The 15,935-nt window shown below is 65.5% G+C and carries 18 protein-coding genes; 6 read left to right on the forward strand and 12 right to left on the reverse strand.

Going from position 1 to position 15,935, the window contains the following annotated elements; translation table 11 throughout:
• Window positions 1–132 precede the first annotated feature (132 nt).
• Window positions 133–528, forward strand: a complete 396-nt coding sequence (locus Q0D31_RS17495) for a hypothetical protein (RefSeq protein ID WP_291853739.1) — start codon at window positions 133–135, stop codon at window positions 526–528.
• A gap of 682 nt (window positions 529–1,210) precedes the next feature.
• Window positions 1,211–2,164 (forward strand): hypothetical protein, encoded by a 954-nt coding sequence (locus tag Q0D31_RS17500; protein WP_291853740.1) that lies wholly within the window; start codon window positions 1,211–1,213, stop codon window positions 2,162–2,164.
• A gap of 18 nt (window positions 2,165–2,182) precedes the next feature.
• Here Q0D31_RS17500 and gmk read toward each other — a convergent pair whose 3' ends face one another.
• The 9 genes from gmk to Q0D31_RS17545 all read right to left on the reverse strand — a co-directional run bounded on the left by gmk (window position 2,183) and on the right by Q0D31_RS17545 (window position 10,711).
• Entirely contained in the window at window positions 2,183–2,836 is a 654-nt protein-coding gene (gene gmk, locus Q0D31_RS17505) for a guanylate kinase (RefSeq protein ID WP_291853742.1), read from the reverse strand.
• A 3-nt stretch (window positions 2,837–2,839) separates the two neighbouring features.
• Window positions 2,840–3,727, reverse strand: coding sequence for a YicC/YloC family endoribonuclease (locus Q0D31_RS17510; protein ID WP_291853745.1), 888 nt, complete (start codon window positions 3,725–3,727; stop codon window positions 2,840–2,842).
• Between the two features lie 131 nt (window positions 3,728–3,858).
• A complete protein-coding gene (mltG, locus tag Q0D31_RS17515) occupies window positions 3,859–5,103 on the reverse strand; it encodes an endolytic transglycosylase MltG (RefSeq protein WP_291853747.1) in 1,245 nt (414 codons plus the stop codon).
• Window positions 5,104–5,226: 123 nt separating this feature from the next.
• Window positions 5,227–6,492 (reverse strand): beta-ketoacyl-ACP synthase II, encoded by a 1,266-nt coding sequence (gene fabF / locus Q0D31_RS17520; protein WP_291853749.1) that lies wholly within the window; start codon window positions 6,490–6,492, stop codon window positions 5,227–5,229.
• Between the two features lie 96 nt (window positions 6,493–6,588).
• The gene (locus tag Q0D31_RS17525; protein ID WP_006610957.1) at window positions 6,589–6,828 is read right to left on the reverse strand and encodes an acyl carrier protein; all 240 of its coding nucleotides are present in this window, start codon (window positions 6,826–6,828) and stop codon (window positions 6,589–6,591) included.
• A 324-nt stretch (window positions 6,829–7,152) separates the two neighbouring features.
• Window positions 7,153–7,890, reverse strand: coding sequence for a 3-oxoacyl-[acyl-carrier-protein] reductase (fabG, locus tag Q0D31_RS17530; protein WP_291853751.1), 738 nt, complete (start codon window positions 7,888–7,890; stop codon window positions 7,153–7,155).
• Window positions 7,891–7,911: 21 nt separating this feature from the next.
• Window positions 7,912–8,865, reverse strand: a complete 954-nt coding sequence (gene fabD / locus Q0D31_RS17535; RefSeq protein ID WP_291853753.1) for an ACP S-malonyltransferase — start codon at window positions 8,863–8,865, stop codon at window positions 7,912–7,914.
• Window positions 8,866–8,963: 98 nt separating this feature from the next.
• Window positions 8,964–9,989, reverse strand: coding sequence for a fatty acid desaturase family protein (locus tag Q0D31_RS17540; RefSeq protein ID WP_291853755.1), 1,026 nt, complete (start codon window positions 9,987–9,989; stop codon window positions 8,964–8,966).
• Window positions 9,986–10,711 carry a TetR/AcrR family transcriptional regulator C-terminal domain-containing protein gene (locus Q0D31_RS17545; protein WP_291853757.1) on the reverse strand — a complete coding sequence of 242 codons (726 nt, stop codon included), beginning with the start codon at window positions 10,709–10,711 and terminating at the stop codon, window positions 9,986–9,988. The genes Q0D31_RS17540 and Q0D31_RS17545 overlap by 4 nt, the downstream gene beginning before the upstream one ends.
• Window positions 10,712–11,008: 297 nt before the next feature.
• On the opposite strand from Q0D31_RS17545, the gene rpsF reads away from it, so the two are divergent.
• The 4 genes from rpsF (at window position 11,009) to rplI (ending at window position 13,472) form a co-directional block, all read left to right on the forward strand.
• Complete coding sequence (gene rpsF / locus Q0D31_RS17550) at window positions 11,009–11,482, forward strand: 30S ribosomal protein S6 (RefSeq protein ID WP_291853759.1); 474 nt, start codon at window positions 11,009–11,011, stop codon at window positions 11,480–11,482.
• A gap of 5 nt (window positions 11,483–11,487) precedes the next feature.
• Window positions 11,488–11,727, forward strand: coding sequence for a 30S ribosomal protein S18 (rpsR, locus tag Q0D31_RS17555; RefSeq protein ID WP_002711478.1), 240 nt, complete (start codon window positions 11,488–11,490; stop codon window positions 11,725–11,727).
• A gap of 124 nt (window positions 11,728–11,851) precedes the next feature.
• Window positions 11,852–12,823, forward strand: coding sequence for a hypothetical protein (locus Q0D31_RS17560; protein ID WP_291853761.1), 972 nt, complete (start codon window positions 11,852–11,854; stop codon window positions 12,821–12,823).
• A gap of 52 nt (window positions 12,824–12,875) precedes the next feature.
• Window positions 12,876–13,472: a 50S ribosomal protein L9 gene (gene rplI / locus Q0D31_RS17565; RefSeq protein ID WP_291853763.1), complete on the forward strand. Its 597-nt coding sequence runs from the start codon at window positions 12,876–12,878 to the stop codon at window positions 13,470–13,472.
• A 43-nt stretch (window positions 13,473–13,515) separates the two neighbouring features.
• On the opposite strand, the gene Q0D31_RS17570 is transcribed toward rplI, so the two are convergent.
• The 3 genes from Q0D31_RS17570 to Q0D31_RS17580 all read right to left on the reverse strand — a co-directional run bounded on the left by Q0D31_RS17570 (window position 13,516) and on the right by Q0D31_RS17580 (window position 15,698).
• Window positions 13,516–13,971 (reverse strand): PaaI family thioesterase, encoded by a 456-nt coding sequence (locus tag Q0D31_RS17570; protein ID WP_291853765.1) that lies wholly within the window; start codon window positions 13,969–13,971, stop codon window positions 13,516–13,518.
• Window positions 13,968–14,564 (reverse strand): TetR/AcrR family transcriptional regulator, encoded by a 597-nt coding sequence (locus Q0D31_RS17575; RefSeq protein WP_291853767.1) that lies wholly within the window; start codon window positions 14,562–14,564, stop codon window positions 13,968–13,970. Before Q0D31_RS17575 ends, Q0D31_RS17570 begins: the two co-directional genes overlap by 4 nt.
• A 99-nt stretch (window positions 14,565–14,663) precedes the next feature.
• Window positions 14,664–15,698, reverse strand: a complete 1,035-nt coding sequence (locus Q0D31_RS17580) for a hypothetical protein (RefSeq protein ID WP_291853769.1) — start codon at window positions 15,696–15,698, stop codon at window positions 14,664–14,666.
• Window positions 15,699–15,935: the final 237 nt, after the last annotated feature.

A 15,935-nucleotide genomic window follows, 5' to 3' on the forward strand; every position in this document is an offset into this window, starting at 1 on the left:
ACCGGCCGTAACAACCCGGCAACACATTTGCGGCGCAGATTCTCCGGAACCAGCACGGAGACGCCACCGTCGCATTGCGGAGAGGCCATGTTCGTGACGGCAAATCCTGCTCCGAACTGAGGATCAGGATTCATGCTTTCTCTCGCCCAACTGCTCTCGACCGATCCCGCGGCCTGGATCAGGACCAGGCTCAGGGTCGTTCATTTCTGCGGGCTGGTCCTTGGCGTTGGCGCCGCGACACTCCTGGACCTGATCATCGCCCGGGTCGTCCTGGTGCGCGGCATCTCCCGCGAGCATGTCCACGTCATCGATTTTGCCGTGTTCTTCCGGGATAGGAAGCAAACAGGAAGCGCCGCGTGGGAAATCAAAGCGGCGTGCGCAGACGGAACGACACGCTGGGAATCGACCGCTCGTCTCGCAATTTCAGGAAACAAGCTGAAGTGGTCGGGCAAGCGCGGCTCCGAGACCTATGTCAGATGCGCAGGAGACCTCGCGGGAAATCTCGCTCGCAGCGCGCAACTACGGTGATCGAAGTCACGGCGTCAACGCACTCAATGATGGCTTCGCGCGCTCGCGCGATGTCTCCTCATACAAGACAACAATCTCATCTTGTGCCATCATCCATTCCCTTCCTTGCTCGGTTCGGGCTCGAAGCCCGTGCAACTGTTCGGGTTGAGGAAGACACCGGATCTGTCCCTCGCTCCCCGACACGCTCTCGGCCTTTGAGCACGCACGGGATCAGATCCAGCGACGGGCGGTTGGTCAGAACCGCCCGTTCGCACATTCTGGCAGATTTTCCAGACGCAAGAGCGCGCCATAAGCCGTTAAAACCATTGCGCAGGGAAGGCCCGGTTTTCCGGCGCACCTGCGGTCCACGTGAGCATTTTGTGCACACGACTGCGGGTGTCGTGGGCACCCGGCCTTCCCTGCTCCCTCTTTTTTTTCACGGAGGGACAAGCGATCCGCACACCCCGGGCGCTCCGCGCCGCGGGACGGCGAAGCCGCGTCCGGGATCGCGATTGCCGCATCGGGCCGCGAGGCCTCCAGGCAGCACGTTTTCCCCGCAATTCACGGCTTCCACCGACCTCGTTGCGGCGGCCGCCAAAGCCCCAATTATACCCCATCCGTTCCGGAATTGCGGCGCATTGCGACCCCACTCTCCGGCCAGGTTGGACTCAGTAAGCGTTGCGTATCAGTACCGGGAACGTAGATGCCAAAGCCTTCCACGAAGTTTGCCCCAGCCCTGTTGGCCGGCATTCTCGCCGCCGCCAATCTTGCCACCGTCACGGAAGTCCGGGCGCAGGCCGCGACCGACAACTGCCTCACCAGTCCCAAGGCCGCGACGCCGGCCGGCAGCCATTGGTACTATCGCATCGATCGTGCCACCAATCGGCAATGCTGGTATCTGCGCGAGAAGGACGACAAGAACGCGCGCGCCGCGCCGCAGCCGGCTGCCGCCCCGTCCTCGACCTCATCTGCGGCGGCGCCGGATCCCGCGCCGGCAAAGCCGAGCGCGCTCACGCCAAAGGCGATCTCGGACGCGCGCGCTCAATGGATGTCGCAACGCGCCCGGCCCGAAGCCGACGTTCCCGCCATTGCCGAGCCGCGAACGGTCGGCGCCGCCTCCCCGCCAAAGGCGCGGGATGGCCTGGCTGGCGTCGGTGCAAACGCGGTCACCCCGGCGCCGGCAGCCGCGACGCGATGGCCCGATGTGCCTGGCATCGCCGCTGCGGGCAGTTCCAGCGAAACCCTCACCGCCGCGGCCGATGCGCCCGCGGCGACGTCATGGCAATCCGGCGAGCCGCAACAGCCCTCAGCGGCTGAAGCGGCGCCCGCCGCCGACCCATGGGTGACGAAGCCGACCGCGTCGTTACAGATGCTGCTGGCGGTGATGGCCGCGGCACTCGCGCTGGCCGGCCTCACCGTGAGCCTGATCTTCCGAATCGGCCGCGCCCGCGCCCGGGCTATCATGCGCCGTAACCGGCGTGCGATGTGGGATTCCGTACCCGCCCGGCGTTCGCCGCCAGCGTCACTTCGCTCCGAGGAGCCGCGAGCGCGGGCCCGTCGTCCCGAAGGCGCACAACACGCGCTTGCGGTCGAGCATCGCGAGCGGCAGGTAACGGCCATGCTGGCCCGGCTCGCCCGCAGCGGCGCGCGGCACTGACCGGAACGGAAGCCGCAGTTATTTTTCCAGCTGGCGCTGCAGGTTGCGGACAAAGCCGGTCAGGCCGGTGCGGCGTTCGCGCTTGAGCCGCTCGGCCCTGAGGATCGACTGGATTTCCGCGAACGCCTGATCGACGTCTTGGTTGACGACGATGTAGTCGTACTCCGCCCAATGGCTGAGTTCATGGGAGGCGCGGCTCATGCGGCCGCGAATGACCTCGTCCGAATCCTGCGCGCGGGTGTGCAGCCGCTTCTCCAGGTCCGCCGCCGACGGCGGCAGGATGAAGACGCTGACGACGTCGGCGCGGGCCTTCTCGCGCAACTGCTGCGTCCCCTGCCAGTCGATGTCAAACAGCACGTCCTGGCCCGCCGCCAGGGCCGCCTCGACCGGCGCGCGCGGCGTGCCGTAGCGGTTGTCGAACACGGTGGCCCATTCCAGCAGGTCACCCTGCCCGGCCATCGCCTCGAACCGGGCCTTGTCGACGAAGAAGTAATCGCGTCCCTCGACCTCGCCCGGCCGCATCGGCCGCGTGGTCGCCGACACCGACATCTTCAGATCCGGCATCCGTTCGGTCAGAAGCCGCGACAGCGTGGTCTTGCCCGCGCCCGAGGGCGACGACAGCACGAACATCAGCCCACGCCGCTCGACTCCGTCGAAACCACCACCCGTCATCGGTCACTCCAGGTTCTGGACCTGCTCGCGGAACTGCTCGACCACGTTCTTCATCTCGAGCCCGGTCTGAGTCAATTCCAGATCGTTCGACTTGGAACAGCAGGTGTTGACCTCGCGGTTGAATTCCTGGGCCAGAAAATCCAGCCGCCGCCCGACCGGTCCGCCCTTGCCGATCATTTCGCGGGCCTGCGCCACATGCGAGGCGATGCGGTCGAGCTCTTCGCGGATGTCGGCCTTGCTCGCGATCAGGATCGCCTCCTGGTTGAGCCGGTCGGCGTCGAAGCGCTCGGATGTCTGGAGCAGCGCCGCAACCTGTTCGGCCAGCCGCGCCCGGATCGCCTCCGGCTTGCGTCCGGGGGCGGCCTCGGCCTTCCGCGCCAGCCGCTCGATTTCATCCATGCGCTGCATGAGAACTTGCCCCAGCGTCACGCCTTCGCGGCGCCGCATCTCAACCAGATGGGAAAGCGCCTGGTCGAAGGCGGCCGCCGCCGCCTCTCGCGCCGCCTTGTCCTCCGCCTCGTCGCTGTCGGGTTCGACCAATTCGATGACCCCCTTGAGGCCGAGCAATCCGTCGATGCTCGGCGCCACCGCGTCGATCTTGCCGGCAAGCGTGCCCGCGACCTTCACGATCGCGGCCAGCACGTCCTCGTTGATCCGCACGGCGGCGACCGCGTTGGCGCGCTTGACGCTGAGATTGGCGTACACCGTCCCCCGCGACAGCACCTCGCCGGCCCGTTTCTTGGCAATGGTTTCGAGTTCGTCCCAGCCCGGCGGCAAGCGCAGCCGCAGATCGAAGCCCTTGGCGTTGACCGACTTCAGTTCCCACTCGAACGCATAGGGACCGCTGGCGCCGTGACTCCGGGCAAAACCGGTCATGCTCGATAGCGCCATCGCGTAAGGCTCTCCGAAAGGCAGGGGTATGAGACTCAACCGGGCCGGCCGAACCTTAGAACGATTTCCGACCCATTGGAATTGCGGTCCCGGCGCAGCCCGGCCGGTCCTTGCCCGACCAGCGCTTGATATCAGCGCTGCAGCACTGGCGGGGTTGCGGTGGATTGCGCGGCGGGACGCGGCGGCTTCTTCGCCGCCCCCGGCCGGGTCGTTGTCGCGGTTGGATTGGTGTCGGCAGACCCGCCAGCGGCGGTCGTCGGCGGGCCATCATCGGTCGGCTCGGCGGTGTCGTTCTGGATCTGCCGTTCGAGCGCCCGCAGTTTGACCACGTTCTTCTGGTGCTGGTCGTAGGTCTCGGTGAAGGTGTGCCCGCCGCTGCCGTCAGCCACGAAAAACAGGTCGCGGGTGCGCGCGGGGTTGGCCGCCGCCTCGAGCGAGGCGCGGCCCGGATTGGCGATCGGCCCCGGGGGAAGGCCTTCGATCACATAGGTATTGTAGGGCGAGGGCTGCTGGATCTCCGAGCGCCTGATCGGCCGTCCCAGCGTACCCTTGCCGCCAACCAGCCCGTAGATGATGGTCGGATCGGACTGCAGCTTCATCTTCTGCCGCAGGCGATTGACGAATACCGCCGCCACGCGGCTGCGTTCGTCGGCCCTGCCGGTTTCCTTCTCGATGATCGAGGCCAGGACGATCAGCTGTTCCGGCGACCTGATCGGAACGTCGGGGTTGCGGCGTTCCCAGATTTCCGCGAGCACCCGCCGCTGGGTCTGCTGCATGCGCTGAATGACCTGCTCGCGCGTGGTTCCGCGCGGGAACTTGTAGGTCTCCGGCAGCAGCGTGCCTTCACGCGGCATTTCGCGCACCGAACCCGAGAAGATCTCGTTGTCGGTAAGTCGCGTCACGATCTGTTCGGAGGTCAGGCCCTCGGGAATCGTGACCGCGTGCTGAACCACCTTGCCCTCGACAATAGTGGCGATGACGTCGCGCAGGCTGGCATTCCTCTGGAACGAGTATTCGCCGGGCTTGAGATCGGAACTCGCCCTCAGCGCAAACACCCCGCCGATGAACGCCCACGGATTGACGTTGATGACCCCCTCGCGCAGCAGCACGTCGGCAATGTCGCGCTTGCCGGCGCGCGCCGGAATGTTGACGATCTTGTCTTCCTGCAACGGGCCCGGCATTTCCAGCGCTTGCCTGCCATAATAATAGCCGGTGCCTGCGCCGATCATCAGAATGATGAGAAGGGTGATGATCGCATTGCCAACGATAACGAAAGGATTTCTGGCGCGCGCCGACCGCTTCGGCGGCGGCGGCACCTGCTCGGGCTCCAGCGCAGCGCGCGGGCTGCGTGGTGAAATGGGCGGCCTCTCACTCATCGGTACAACCTGAATCCTGCCGGTTCAACGCCGCCGGCAATCCCCTGCCGAGTCACTAGCACACGCCCATATGTAGAGATCATGCCTATTAAGGCAAAACGGTGGATTCGTTCAAGACACTTGCTAGCCGGTCACGCGCTGAACGATGAGGGAGGCATTGGTGCCCCCAAACCCGAACGAATTCGACAGCGCAACATTGATCTCGCGCTTGCGCGCCGCCCGCGGCACCAGATCAATCGCCGTCTCGACTGACGGATTTTCCAGATTGATGGTGGGGGGCGCGACGTTGTCGCGAATCGCAAGGATGCTGAAGATCGCCTCGATCGCGCCGGCCGCCCCCAGCAGATGGCCGGTCGAGGACTTGGTCGAGGACATCGACACCTTGGACGTGGCGTTGCCAAGCAACCGCTCGACCGCGCCAAGTTCGATTTCGTCGCCGATCTGCGTCGAGGTTCCATGCGCATTGATATAGTCGATGTCGGAAGCCGCGATGCCCGCGCGCTTCAGCGCTGCGGCCATGCTGCGGAAGCCGCCATCGCCATCCGGCGCCGGCGAGGTGATGTGATAGGCGTCGCCCGACAGGCCGTAGCCGGCGACTTCAGCGTAGATCTTGGCGCCGCGCCTCTTGGCGTGCTCGTACTCCTCGAGCACCACGATCCCGGCGCCCTCGCCCATCACAAAGCCGTCGCGATCCCTGTCATAGGGGCGCGATGCCCGTTGCGGCTGCTCGTTGAAACCGGTCGAGAGGGCGCGGGCGGCGCAAAATCCAGCCATCGCCAGTCGGCAGATCGGCGATTCCGTTCCACCCGCCACCATCACCTCGGCGTCGCCGAGCGCGATCAGCCGGGAGGCGTCGCCGATCGCATGCGCGCCGGTCGAGCACGCGGTCACCACCGAATGATTGGGACCCTTGAGGCCATGCTCGATCGAGACATAGCCGGAAGCCAGGTTGATCAGGCGTCCGGGGATGAAGAAGGGCGATATCTTGCGCGGCCCCCGCTCCTTCAGCAGCAGCGCGGTATCGGCGATGCCGGACAGCCCGCCGATCCCTGAACCGATCAGGGTGCCGGTCGCGCATTTTTCTTCTTCGCTCACGGGATGCCAGCCGGCGTCGTCGAGCGCCTGGCGCGCGGCGGCCATCGCAAAGATAATGAAGTCGTCGACCTTGCGCTGATCCTTCGGCTCCATCCATTGATCCGGATTGAAGGTGCCGTCGGTGCCGTCGCCGCGCGGAACCACGCAGGCGATCCGGCTGGAGAGATCGGCGACTTCGAAAGTGTCGATCTTCCGCGCCCCGCTCTGGCCGTCGAGCATGCGCTTCCACGTGGCGTCAACGCCACAGCCGAGCGGCGTAACCATGCCCAGCCCAGTGACGACAACCCGCCTCATGTCAAAACTCCAGCCCGGAATCAACGGTCCACAACAAGAAACCGGGGGGCCGTTCGACAACGGCCCGTCCGGCTTTGTCTCCAACCGCCCGGGGCGTCAGCTCTTCGCGTTTTTTTCGAGAAACTTGGTCGCGTCGCCGACGGTCAAGATCGTCTCGGCGGCGTCGTCGGGAATCTCACAGCCAAACTCTTCTTCAAATGCCATCACAAGCTCGACGGTGTCGAGGCTGTCGGCGCCGAGGTCGTCAATAAAACTTGCGTTGTCGACAACCTTCTCCGGTTCAACACCGAGATGTTCGACCACAATCTTCTTAACCCGCTCGCCAATCTCACTCATCGTTCAACCTCGTACTTGTTCCATTGGACCCGACCCCAAGACGCTACAGACACGCTACGAGCTATCGTGGTCGTTAAACTTCCTTCGCTTTCGCGCATCGTCTTGATTCGGCCCGGTGTCTTGATTCGGCTCGGTGGTAGCCGATAGAAGCCCCGGCGAACGGCAGGCGTCGCCACGCCAATATACAGGGTTTCAGAGTCCTGCAATGGCCTTGTTTGCCCACCCGTCGGGGGTTCGGTTATCACACTTCCCAAGCCTTGACCACAAGCCTCGACCGCCCCCGGCAAACGAGCCTCGGCCGCTTCGATCGGGGCAACAACCGGTTCAAAACATGGCCATTCCGCCGTTGACGTGAATCGTCTGGCCGGTGACGTAGGCTCCCTCGTTCGAACTGAGATAGACGGCCGCCGCGGCGATATCCTCCGGCGTCCCGAGTCGCGCCGCGGGGACCTTGGCCAGGATGGCCTCGCGCTGCTTGTCGTTGAGTGCGTCCGTCATCGGCGTCTTGATGAAACCGGGCGCAATGCAGTTGGCGGTCACGTTGCGCTTGGCATATTCCGCGCCCAGCGTCTTGATCAGGCCGATGATCCCGGCTTTCGACGCCGTGTAGTTGGCCTGACCGGGATTGCCGGTCACGCCGACGATCGAGGTGATCGCGATGATCCGGCCGAACCGCTTGCGCATCATCAGCTTCGTCGCAGCGCGCGCCAGACGGAAGGTCGCGGTCAGATTGACCTTGATGACGTCATCCCAGTCCTCGTCACGCAACTGCACAAACAAGTTGTCACGCGTAATGCCGGCATTGGCGATCAGGATATCGACCTGTCCCATGGCGGCTTCAGCCGCCGGCACCAGCGCCTCGACCTCGGCGCTGTCGGACAGGTTGCACGGTAGCACGTGGACACGCTCGCCAAGCTTGCCGGCAAAGGAATCCAACACCTCGCGGCGGGTGCCCGAAATCGCCACCGTCGCGCCCCGCGTGTGCAACGCCTGGGCGATCGCTCCGCCGATGCCGCCGGTCGCGCCGGTGACCAGCGCCGTCCTGCCCGTCAAATCGAACATCGATATCTCCTTTCGGGAGCTTCAGGCCGAAGCCGCCAATGCGTCCCTGGCGGCGGCAATGTCGTTGGGGCCGCCGATCGATACGCCGACCGCGCCGTCGGCGATGCGTTTGACGAGCCCGCTCAGCACCTTGCCGGCGCCGATTTCGAAAAACAGCGTGACGCCGTTCCCGGCCATGTAGGCCACCGACTCGCGCCAGCGCACGGTACCGGTGACCTGCTCGACCAGGCGGCGGCGGATTTCGTCGGGATCGGTGATCGGAGCCGCCAGCACGTTCGAAACCAGCGGCGAGGCCGGCGGCTTGATCGTCACATCAGCCAAGGCTTTCGCCATTGCATCGGCCGCAGGCTGCATCAGCCGGCAATGGAACGGCGCCGACACCGGCAGCAGCATGGCGCGCTTGGCGCCCCTGGTCTTGGCGATATCGAGCGCGCGTTCGACGGCGGCCTTGTCGCCGGACACCACCACCTGCCCGCCGCCATTGTCGTTGGCGGCCTGACAAACCTGCCCCTGGGCGGCTTCGTCGGCGACGGCCACCGCGGCCTCATAGTCGAGCCCAAGCAGCGCGGCCATGGCGCCGGCGCCGACCGGCACTGCCCGCTGCATCGCAAGGCCGCGGGTGCGCAACAGCCGCGCGGTGTCGCTGATGCTGAGGCTGCCGGCCGCGGCCAACGCGGAGTATTCGCCGAGCGAATGGCCGGCGACAAAAGCCGCATCCCGCCCCACGGAAAAGCCCGCCTCGGCCTCCAACACCCGCAGCGTCGCTAGCGACACTGCCATCAGCGCAGGCTGGGCGTTCTCGGTGAGCTGGAGGGTTTCGGCCGGGCCGTCCCAGATGATGGCGGTCAGCTTTTCGCCGAGCGCGGCATCGACCTCGTCGAACACGGCGCGCGCGGCCGGAAAGGCTTCCGCCAGGGCCTTGCCCATGCCGACGGCCTGGGAACCTTGCCCCGGAAAAGTAAATGCGGCCGTCATCGGCGCCCCCCCATTGGAATGGGGCCGTAAGACACTGACGGGGGCCGTGATGTCAAGCCGCGCTGCGGAATCGCGAGGGCTTCTTCCCAATTGGCGCCCTAGAACCCGCCCGCTTGCTGGTCGCCGCCGACTTCCTTCCCGGCTCGGGCGCGGCGCACGCTGCTCACGACGTCGCCCGGCCGATCCTCATGGTCTGGCCTGGCAGTCGCCAACCGCAGTACGGTGGCGTAGTTGGGCTGCACCTCCATGCGATCCGCAAAACGACTCTCGGAAAGTATCCGATGGACGCGCGGCAGGTTGTAGCAGGGCACATAGAACAGCAGATGATGCTCCAGATGATAGTTCACGTAATACGGCGCAATGAACAGCCGCTCGAGGAAGTTCGCGTGCGTGGTCCTTGTATTGCGCAAGGGATCCGAAGAGTCCGGAACCACGGCATGTTCGGCGATGTTGCGGATGCGGGTAATGACCATCTGCCAGGTCAGGAGCGGCAACAGCCATAACAGCGGATAGGCCCACCATACGCCGGCGGCGGCAAGGCCGGCGAACAGCACCGCGTTGACGGCCAGTTGCGGGCCAAGTTTCTCGCGAAAATGCGCGACGCGCCGAGCGAGCGGCCAGTCGGCGGGGCCGAGCGCGTTTAGTAGCTGCGCCTTGCGTTGCTGATACCCGGTCTGCCCGGAGATATCGCGAAAGAACTTGCGGCGGTAACTCATCGCGGTGATCGGAAACGGTGCCGACAGCACCAGATCAGGATCATCCTCCTGCTGCGTGCGGGCATGGTGCTGCAGATGATAGCGGCGGTAGGCGCGGGTCTCGGCGAAGATGGGGTAGGCGCAAAACCACTGGCTCAGGGTCAGGTTGACCTTCTCGTTCGCCGACAGGCACCCATGCGCGCCGTCATGCATCAGGATGGCAAGCCCGAGCTGCCGCGAACCGATGACGCCAACCGCGAGCAGAAAGGTCAGCGGATTGGGCCACCACGCCACCAGCGCGATCGACCCCAGGATCAGCGCCCAGGCATGCGCAATCAGGGCTGCGCCCTTCCACGTTACGCGGCGGCGCACCGCGATCAATTGATCCTCGGCGAGGAAGTCACGGGCTCGCATGCGAAGCGCGGTCATGGTGATCTCTTCCAATCGGGTTGGTCTGAATCGGGCGCGTCCCGATCGCCAACCACACGCAGCCGGGCCTTGTCGCCGGTGGCCTTCGCGGTGGCCTGATCGCCCAGGACGCGCAGCATGTCCCTGCACAGTTCCTTGGCCGACCGGCCCATGGCATAGCCCTCCACCATGACGCCGAGCGCGACCGCCCAGAACCGCCGCGAACTGGTGTCGGGATCGCGCAAGCTTTGCCAGCCGTGCCGCTCGATCTGGCCGGCATAGGCCCGCATCCCCTCGCCGTGAAGCCGCTCGATGGTGCGCTCGACCAGCGGGGCGAGGTCCTGGCGGCGGCGGGTGAGCGTCAGCGCTTCGGCAAAAAAGGCGACCGAATCCGTCGCCGTGACGGCCTCGACCAGCGCGCAGGTATATTCCTGCGGCGTGCGGGCGTTCGCTGCCGCCTGTTCGGCCGCGCGCGCCACATACAGCAGGTCGCGGCACGCAGCCTCCACGAACAGCGCTTCCTTGGTACGAAAGTAATAGGTGATCTGGCTCGGAAACGCTTCGGCCGCCCGCGCGATGTCCGAGATCGACGCGCCGGAAAGACCCCGCTCCTTGAACAGCCCGCTGGCCTTGTCCAACAGCCGCGAGCGCATCTGTCGTCCGGCCGAACGGGTGGCGCGGGCGTCGTGCTTTGGATCGCCGGGCTTCCCCTTAGGAGCTGTCTGGACCGATTTGGGAGCCATTTTTCCCTCGCTTGCATTATTTGTATGATATACAAACAAATAGATCAAGGCTGGAGGCTCCGGCCGCTGGCGAGCCTTGCCAGCGCGCCGAAAATCCTTATAACCCGCGCATCCGTAGATCCCGGCCGGGAGCTGAACGGACGGTCCCAGCAATCTCACCCTTCTTGGCGATGTTGATGTGGCAGGGCCAGTCGGCCCGTCGTCCCGTGCTTCCGCCTTCTGAGCAGTATCGAGTCCTTTCCGAAGGTCTCGAAGGGCTTGCCGCCGGGAACTGCGCCAACACAGGAAAGGACACCCATGCCTCTTTATGAGCATGTTTTTCTCGCGCGCCAGGATGCGAGCACCCAGCAGGTCGAAGAACTGACCACCCAGATGACGGGCATCGTCGAAGGGCTTGGCGGCAAGATCACCAAGACCGAGAACTGGGGCGTGCGTTCGCTCACCTACCGCATGAACAAGAATCGCAAAGCCCATTTCGTGCTGATGAACATCGATGCGCCCTCCGCCGCGGTATCCGAGATCGAGCGACAGGAGCGGATCAGCGAAGACGTCATCCGCTATCTCACCGTCCGCGTCGAAGAGCACGAGGAAGGCCCCTCGGCGATGATGCGCAAGGCCGATCGTGACCGCGAGCGTGACGATCGCGGCGGCGGTTTCCGCGGCGACCGCGAAGGCGGATTCCGGGGTGATCGCGATGGCGGCGGATTCCGCGGCGACCGTGGCCCGCGCCGGCCGCGCGAGGACGTTGTTGAAGCGACGGAAGAGGAATAATCATCATGGCTGAAGCTGGTGCACGCCGTCCGTTTTTCCGCCGCCGCAAGACCTGCCCTTTCACGGGCCCGAATGCGCCGAAGATCGACTACAAGGACTCCAAGCTGCTGATGCGCTACGTCTCCGAGCGCGGCAAGATCGTGCCGAGCCGCATCACCGCCGTATCCGCCAAGAAGCAGCGTGAGCTCGCGCGCGCCATCAAGCGCTCGCGTTTCCTCGGCCTGCTGCCCTACGTCATTCGCTAGGACGTCTTCGACCGGCGGCCTTCGCGCCGCCGGTCGCAATGCTTCATAAGGCTTCCGGGTCGTCCGGTCGCCGATGGTTGGGGTCGAGACGACCTCTAACCGCTCGAAAGGAGCGGGACAGCTGATGATCGCGATTGTCCTCATTGGTCTTGCAGCCGGCTGCGCGTCGGCGCTGATGTTCGCCTCGATCATTTCGGGCGCGCTGATCTCGTTGCTGTTGTTCTATCTGGCGCCGCTGCCGCTGATGGTGGCGGCCCTGGGGTGGGGACCGATCGCAGCGACGGTCGGCGGCATCGTGGCGGCTTCCGGGCTGGGCGCGGTCTTCGGCCTGGCCTACTGCATCGCCTTCGTGATCACCGTGGCCGTGCCAGCCTGGTGGCTTGGCCATCTCGCGCTGCTGGGACGCCCGGTGCCCGATGCAGCCCCGGGCAATGGTTCGGCGCCGGTCGCGCCGCCGCTCGAATGGTATCCGATCGGCCGCATCCTGCTGTGGATCGCAGGCTTTGCCGCGATGACCACGATCGCGGCCATGCTGACGCTTGGGACCGACGCCGAGGCGATCGCCAACTCGTTGCGGCGCGGCCTCTCGCGAATTCTCGGGCCGCGCGATACGGTGCCCCCAGGCGACATCGAACGTTGGGTCGCAGCCCTTGCGATTATCGCGCCGGCGGCCGCAACGATCGTCGCCATGATGACGTTGACGCTCAACCTCTGGCTCGCGGCCAAGATCACGGCGACGTCCGGCCGGCTGCATCGGGCCTGGCCCGATCTGAAGACCGCGGAATTGCCGCCGATGACAATGGTGGCATTGTCGGTCGCGCTGGCCTTCTGCTTTACCGGCGGGCTGCTTGCGATGTTCGCGCAGATCGCGACCGCCGCGCTGATGATGGCCTACGCCTTGACCGGCTTTGCCGTCCTGCACACGGTGACGCTTGCGCTCAAGAGCCGCGCCTTCTTTCTCTCCTGCGCCTACGCCCTCGTCATGGTGTTTGGCTGGCCGGTGCTGGCGATGATCGCGCTCGGTCTTGCAGATGCCGTCTTCGGAATTCGCCAACGCTATTTGCGCGGCAAGCCGCCGCCCTTGCCCGCTTCCTGAAACGCCAACCATCCCCTGAATTGAAAACCGAATACTGAAAAGGAGAACGAACATGGAAGTCATCTTGCTGGAACGCGTCGCCAAACTCGGTCAGATGGGCGAAGTCGTCCGCGTCAAGAACGGGTTCGCCCGCAATTTTCTGCTCAAGCGCGGCAAGGCGCTGCGCGCCACCTCGGACAACCGCGCGAAGTTCGACGGCATGAAGGCCGAACTTGAGGCCAACAACCTCAAGGCCAAGGGCGAGGCGACCAAGGTGGCGGAGAAGATCAACGGGCGCAACGTGGTCTTGCTGCGGCAAGCCTCGGAGACCGGCCAGTTGTTCGGCTCGGTCAATGTGCGCGATATCATCGCCTCGTTCGAGGCGGACGGCGTCACCATCAGCCGAAGCCAGGTGATGCTGGATGCGCCGATCAAGACCATCGGCAAGCACACGATCGCCATCGCGGTGCATCCGGAAGTCGAAGTCAGCGTCAGCGTCACCGTGGCACGCAGTGCCGACGAGGCCGAGCGCATCAACCGTGGCGAGGACATCTCGACCCGTCAGGAGGACCAGGACGCCGCCGCCGAGGCGCTCGCCGCCGCAGGCGAATTCTTCGACCCGGAAGCCCAGCACGACGACGTGGCGCCGGCCCCGGCCAGCGAGCAGTAACGCCTCTACCGCTCGAATGGTCTTGAATTCGAGCCCGGCCGCGTCAGGCCGGGCTCGGCATTCTGGCCGCCGCCTGCTCGTCGAGCATCGCGATCGAGGCCAGGGCGGTCGCGGTGTGCTTTTCCACGCCCTCGGTCACGCAAAACACATCGGCCGCAACGACGGCGACCTGACGTCCCGGCTTGATGACGCGCGCCCGGCAGATCAGACGCTCGCCGGTCGCCGGCGAAAGCAAATTCAGTTTGTACTCCGCCGTCAGCGCCGATTGCCCGCGCGAGGTCGCGGCCGCAATGGTGGTCGCATTGTCGATCAGGAAGGCGGTGACGCCACCGTGGAAAAGGCCGTGCTGCTGCAAGAGCTCCGGCCGCCGGTCTACCGCGAGCGTGCATGCGCCCCGCGTCAGCTCGGATATCCGCGCGCCGATATGAGTCATGAAACCCTGCCGCCCGACATGCTCGCGGATGCGGGTGGCGATCGGAGCAAAATCGGGATCAATCATGGTGTTTCACCGGGTTTTGTAATGGGTTCGGTCACGACAACCGAACGGATGGCGCAGTCGATCAGGATGTCGATCTGGCTGGTGGGGTCGGCGCGGTCGCGGCCCGAGAGCCAGGCCCGGCAGAATATCTGCGCCGGCCCGATGATCTGGCTGAAGAACATCGGCGCCGACATCGGCCGCAATTCACCGCGCGCGAGTAACGGGGCACGCCACTGCTCGACCGCTTCCGCCAGGCGCAAATTCAGTGCGCGCTGCGCGTCTCGGATATCCTCGCTCCATTCGCCACGGGAAATCTCGAAGAGATAGCGGGCCTCGCGCCTGGAGTTCACCACCCAGTCCAGATGCGCGCGGATCAGCCGGGCCACGCCTTCCCGCGCGCCGCAGGATTCATCGACCGCCGCCAGCAGCGCTGCGTGATAGCGCCCGAGGATTTCCAGGAACAGGGTTCCGGCGAGTTCCTTCTTGGAGCGGAAGAAATGGAAAAAGCTGCCGTTGGAAGCCCGCGCGCGGGTTCGAATGGCGGCCACGGTTGCGCCTTCGTAGCCGTCGCGGTCGAACACCGCCAATCCCGCTGCCAGCAAATCTTCGCGCACCTACCCCACCCTGATTTTGAATCCCGCACTGGATTCTTACTCTAGAGCAACGCTCTAGATTCGGTCAAGCGGGTGTCGGTTTCCAAGCGGGCGCGAAGCTTATCGCGAAATCGGCGGTGCCGGCAGGCCGACGGGTGCCGGTGGGGAGACAGGCGCCGTAGCCGTGGTCGCGGGAGGTGCTGCGGATGCCGGTGTCCCCGGAGCAGCAGCCGGCGAACCCGCCGCAGGCTCAGGCCCGCCGACGGCGGCAGGGGATGGCGGAGCCGTCGTGACCGGCGGCACCGAATCAGGCCGAAGCGGCGCGGGCTCGTTGCCGGCGCTCTCCTTGAGTGGGCTCACCTTGGCGGTTTCAGACTTGCTCTCGTCGGTGGGCGTGTCGGCCTCGCCGGCGGGGTTGCTGGCCGCGCCACCAGGCTTGGCTGCCTCCGGCTTGTCGCCTTCGGTCTTGGCCGCCTCGGCCTTGCTGCCTTCCGCCCCGGCGGCCTCGGTCGACGATTCGTCCTTTGCTGCCTGCCCCCGGGCGGCTTCCTCCGCTTTCGACGGCTCGTCGCCGCCGGGCTTGGCGCGTTTGGCAGGCTTCTGCTTGCCGCCAGTCTTGCTGTCAGATGCAGCCTGCGCCGGCGTCTGACCATCAGCCGGCCGGTCGCCATCGGGAGCAACGGTCGGCCTGGCAAGCCGTTTGGCGTCGCGGCCGGGACGCCCGCCCTCGCCTTGCGGCCTTCCTTCTTCCAGTTGGGGTCGGGAAGCCTCGGCTGCCGGTACACCCGCAGGTGGCCTGCGGCCGAAGCGGTCGGGCTGATCCGGCCGGCCGTCCTGCTTGGCGTCCTTCTGCCTGGGCTGATCCTTTGCCTGGTAGCGGGGATCGGCAGCGCCATTGGAGATGAGGAACCCGGCAAGCAGCGAGGCCATCTGGCTCCCTGTCGTATAGTGCTGACGGAGAAAGCCCGGCAGCGACGAGGCCGGCACGTTCTTCAGCAGGCCACGGGGGCTCTTGTGACAGGCACTGCAGGTTCCCGAGAATATCTGGGAGGGGCTCTTGCCGGCGTCGAGGTTTTCCTGCGCCCGCACTGGCCCCGCTGTGAGGCAGACGATCAGCAGCGTCACCGTCGCCAAACTGAGCGCTCGGCTCACCATTCCCTGCTTCTCCAGATCTGGAATCGCCTCCGGCGACGCGCCACGCGGACGGCGGCCGTCACCTTTTAGCCGATTACGCCGCGAATGGAAGCGCACTGATCACGCGCCCGCGTGGATCGCGGCCGCCGGAAATATCTCCTTTGACCACAAGGCACTAGCGCTGTGGCAGCATCAGTACTATGTTGGTTCCAACGCCGTCTGGAACATCGCCTCCATCGCGCGTTGGGTGTAATCGCC

The sequence above is a fragment of the Bradyrhizobium sp. genome, assembly GCF_022844465.1.
GTDB lineage: Bacteria > Pseudomonadota > Alphaproteobacteria > Rhizobiales > Xanthobacteraceae > Bradyrhizobium.

Excerpts from the sequence above, each read along its gene's own strand:
- Q0D31_RS17495 (WP_291853739.1), top strand. The coding sequence starts at position 133 with ATGCTTTCTCTCGCCCAACTGCTCTCGACCGATCCCGCGGCCTGGATC.
- Q0D31_RS17500 (WP_291853740.1), top strand. The coding sequence starts at position 1,211 with ATGCCAAAGCCTTCCACGAAGTTTGCCCCAGCCCTGTTGGCCGGCATT.
- gmk (WP_291853742.1), bottom strand. The coding sequence starts at position 2,836 with ATGACGGGTGGTGGTTTCGACGGAGTCGAGCGGCGTGGGCTGATGTTC.
- Q0D31_RS17510 (WP_291853745.1), bottom strand. The coding sequence starts at position 3,727 with ATGGCGCTATCGAGCATGACCGGTTTTGCCCGGAGTCACGGCGCCAGC.
- mltG (WP_291853747.1), bottom strand. The coding sequence starts at position 5,103 with ATGAGTGAGAGGCCGCCCATTTCACCACGCAGCCCGCGCGCTGCGCTG.
- fabF (WP_291853749.1), bottom strand. The coding sequence starts at position 6,492 with ATGAGGCGGGTTGTCGTCACTGGGCTGGGCATGGTTACGCCGCTCGGC.
- Q0D31_RS17525 (WP_006610957.1), bottom strand. The coding sequence starts at position 6,828 with ATGAGTGAGATTGGCGAGCGGGTTAAGAAGATTGTGGTCGAACATCTC.
- fabG (WP_291853751.1), bottom strand. The coding sequence starts at position 7,890 with ATGTTCGATTTGACGGGCAGGACGGCGCTGGTCACCGGCGCGACCGGC.
- fabD (WP_291853753.1), bottom strand. The coding sequence starts at position 8,865 with ATGACGGCCGCATTTACTTTTCCGGGGCAAGGTTCCCAGGCCGTCGGC.
- Q0D31_RS17540 (WP_291853755.1), bottom strand. The coding sequence starts at position 9,989 with ATGACCGCGCTTCGCATGCGAGCCCGTGACTTCCTCGCCGAGGATCAA.
- Q0D31_RS17545 (WP_291853757.1), bottom strand. The coding sequence starts at position 10,711 with ATGGCTCCCAAATCGGTCCAGACAGCTCCTAAGGGGAAGCCCGGCGAT.
- rpsF (WP_291853759.1), top strand. The coding sequence starts at position 11,009 with ATGCCTCTTTATGAGCATGTTTTTCTCGCGCGCCAGGATGCGAGCACC.
- rpsR (WP_002711478.1), top strand. The coding sequence starts at position 11,488 with ATGGCTGAAGCTGGTGCACGCCGTCCGTTTTTCCGCCGCCGCAAGACC.
- Q0D31_RS17560 (WP_291853761.1), top strand. The coding sequence starts at position 11,852 with ATGATCGCGATTGTCCTCATTGGTCTTGCAGCCGGCTGCGCGTCGGCG.
- rplI (WP_291853763.1), top strand. The coding sequence starts at position 12,876 with ATGGAAGTCATCTTGCTGGAACGCGTCGCCAAACTCGGTCAGATGGGC.
- Q0D31_RS17570 (WP_291853765.1), bottom strand. The coding sequence starts at position 13,971 with ATGATTGATCCCGATTTTGCTCCGATCGCCACCCGCATCCGCGAGCAT.
- Q0D31_RS17580 (WP_291853769.1), bottom strand. The coding sequence starts at position 15,698 with ATGGTGAGCCGAGCGCTCAGTTTGGCGACGGTGACGCTGCTGATCGTC.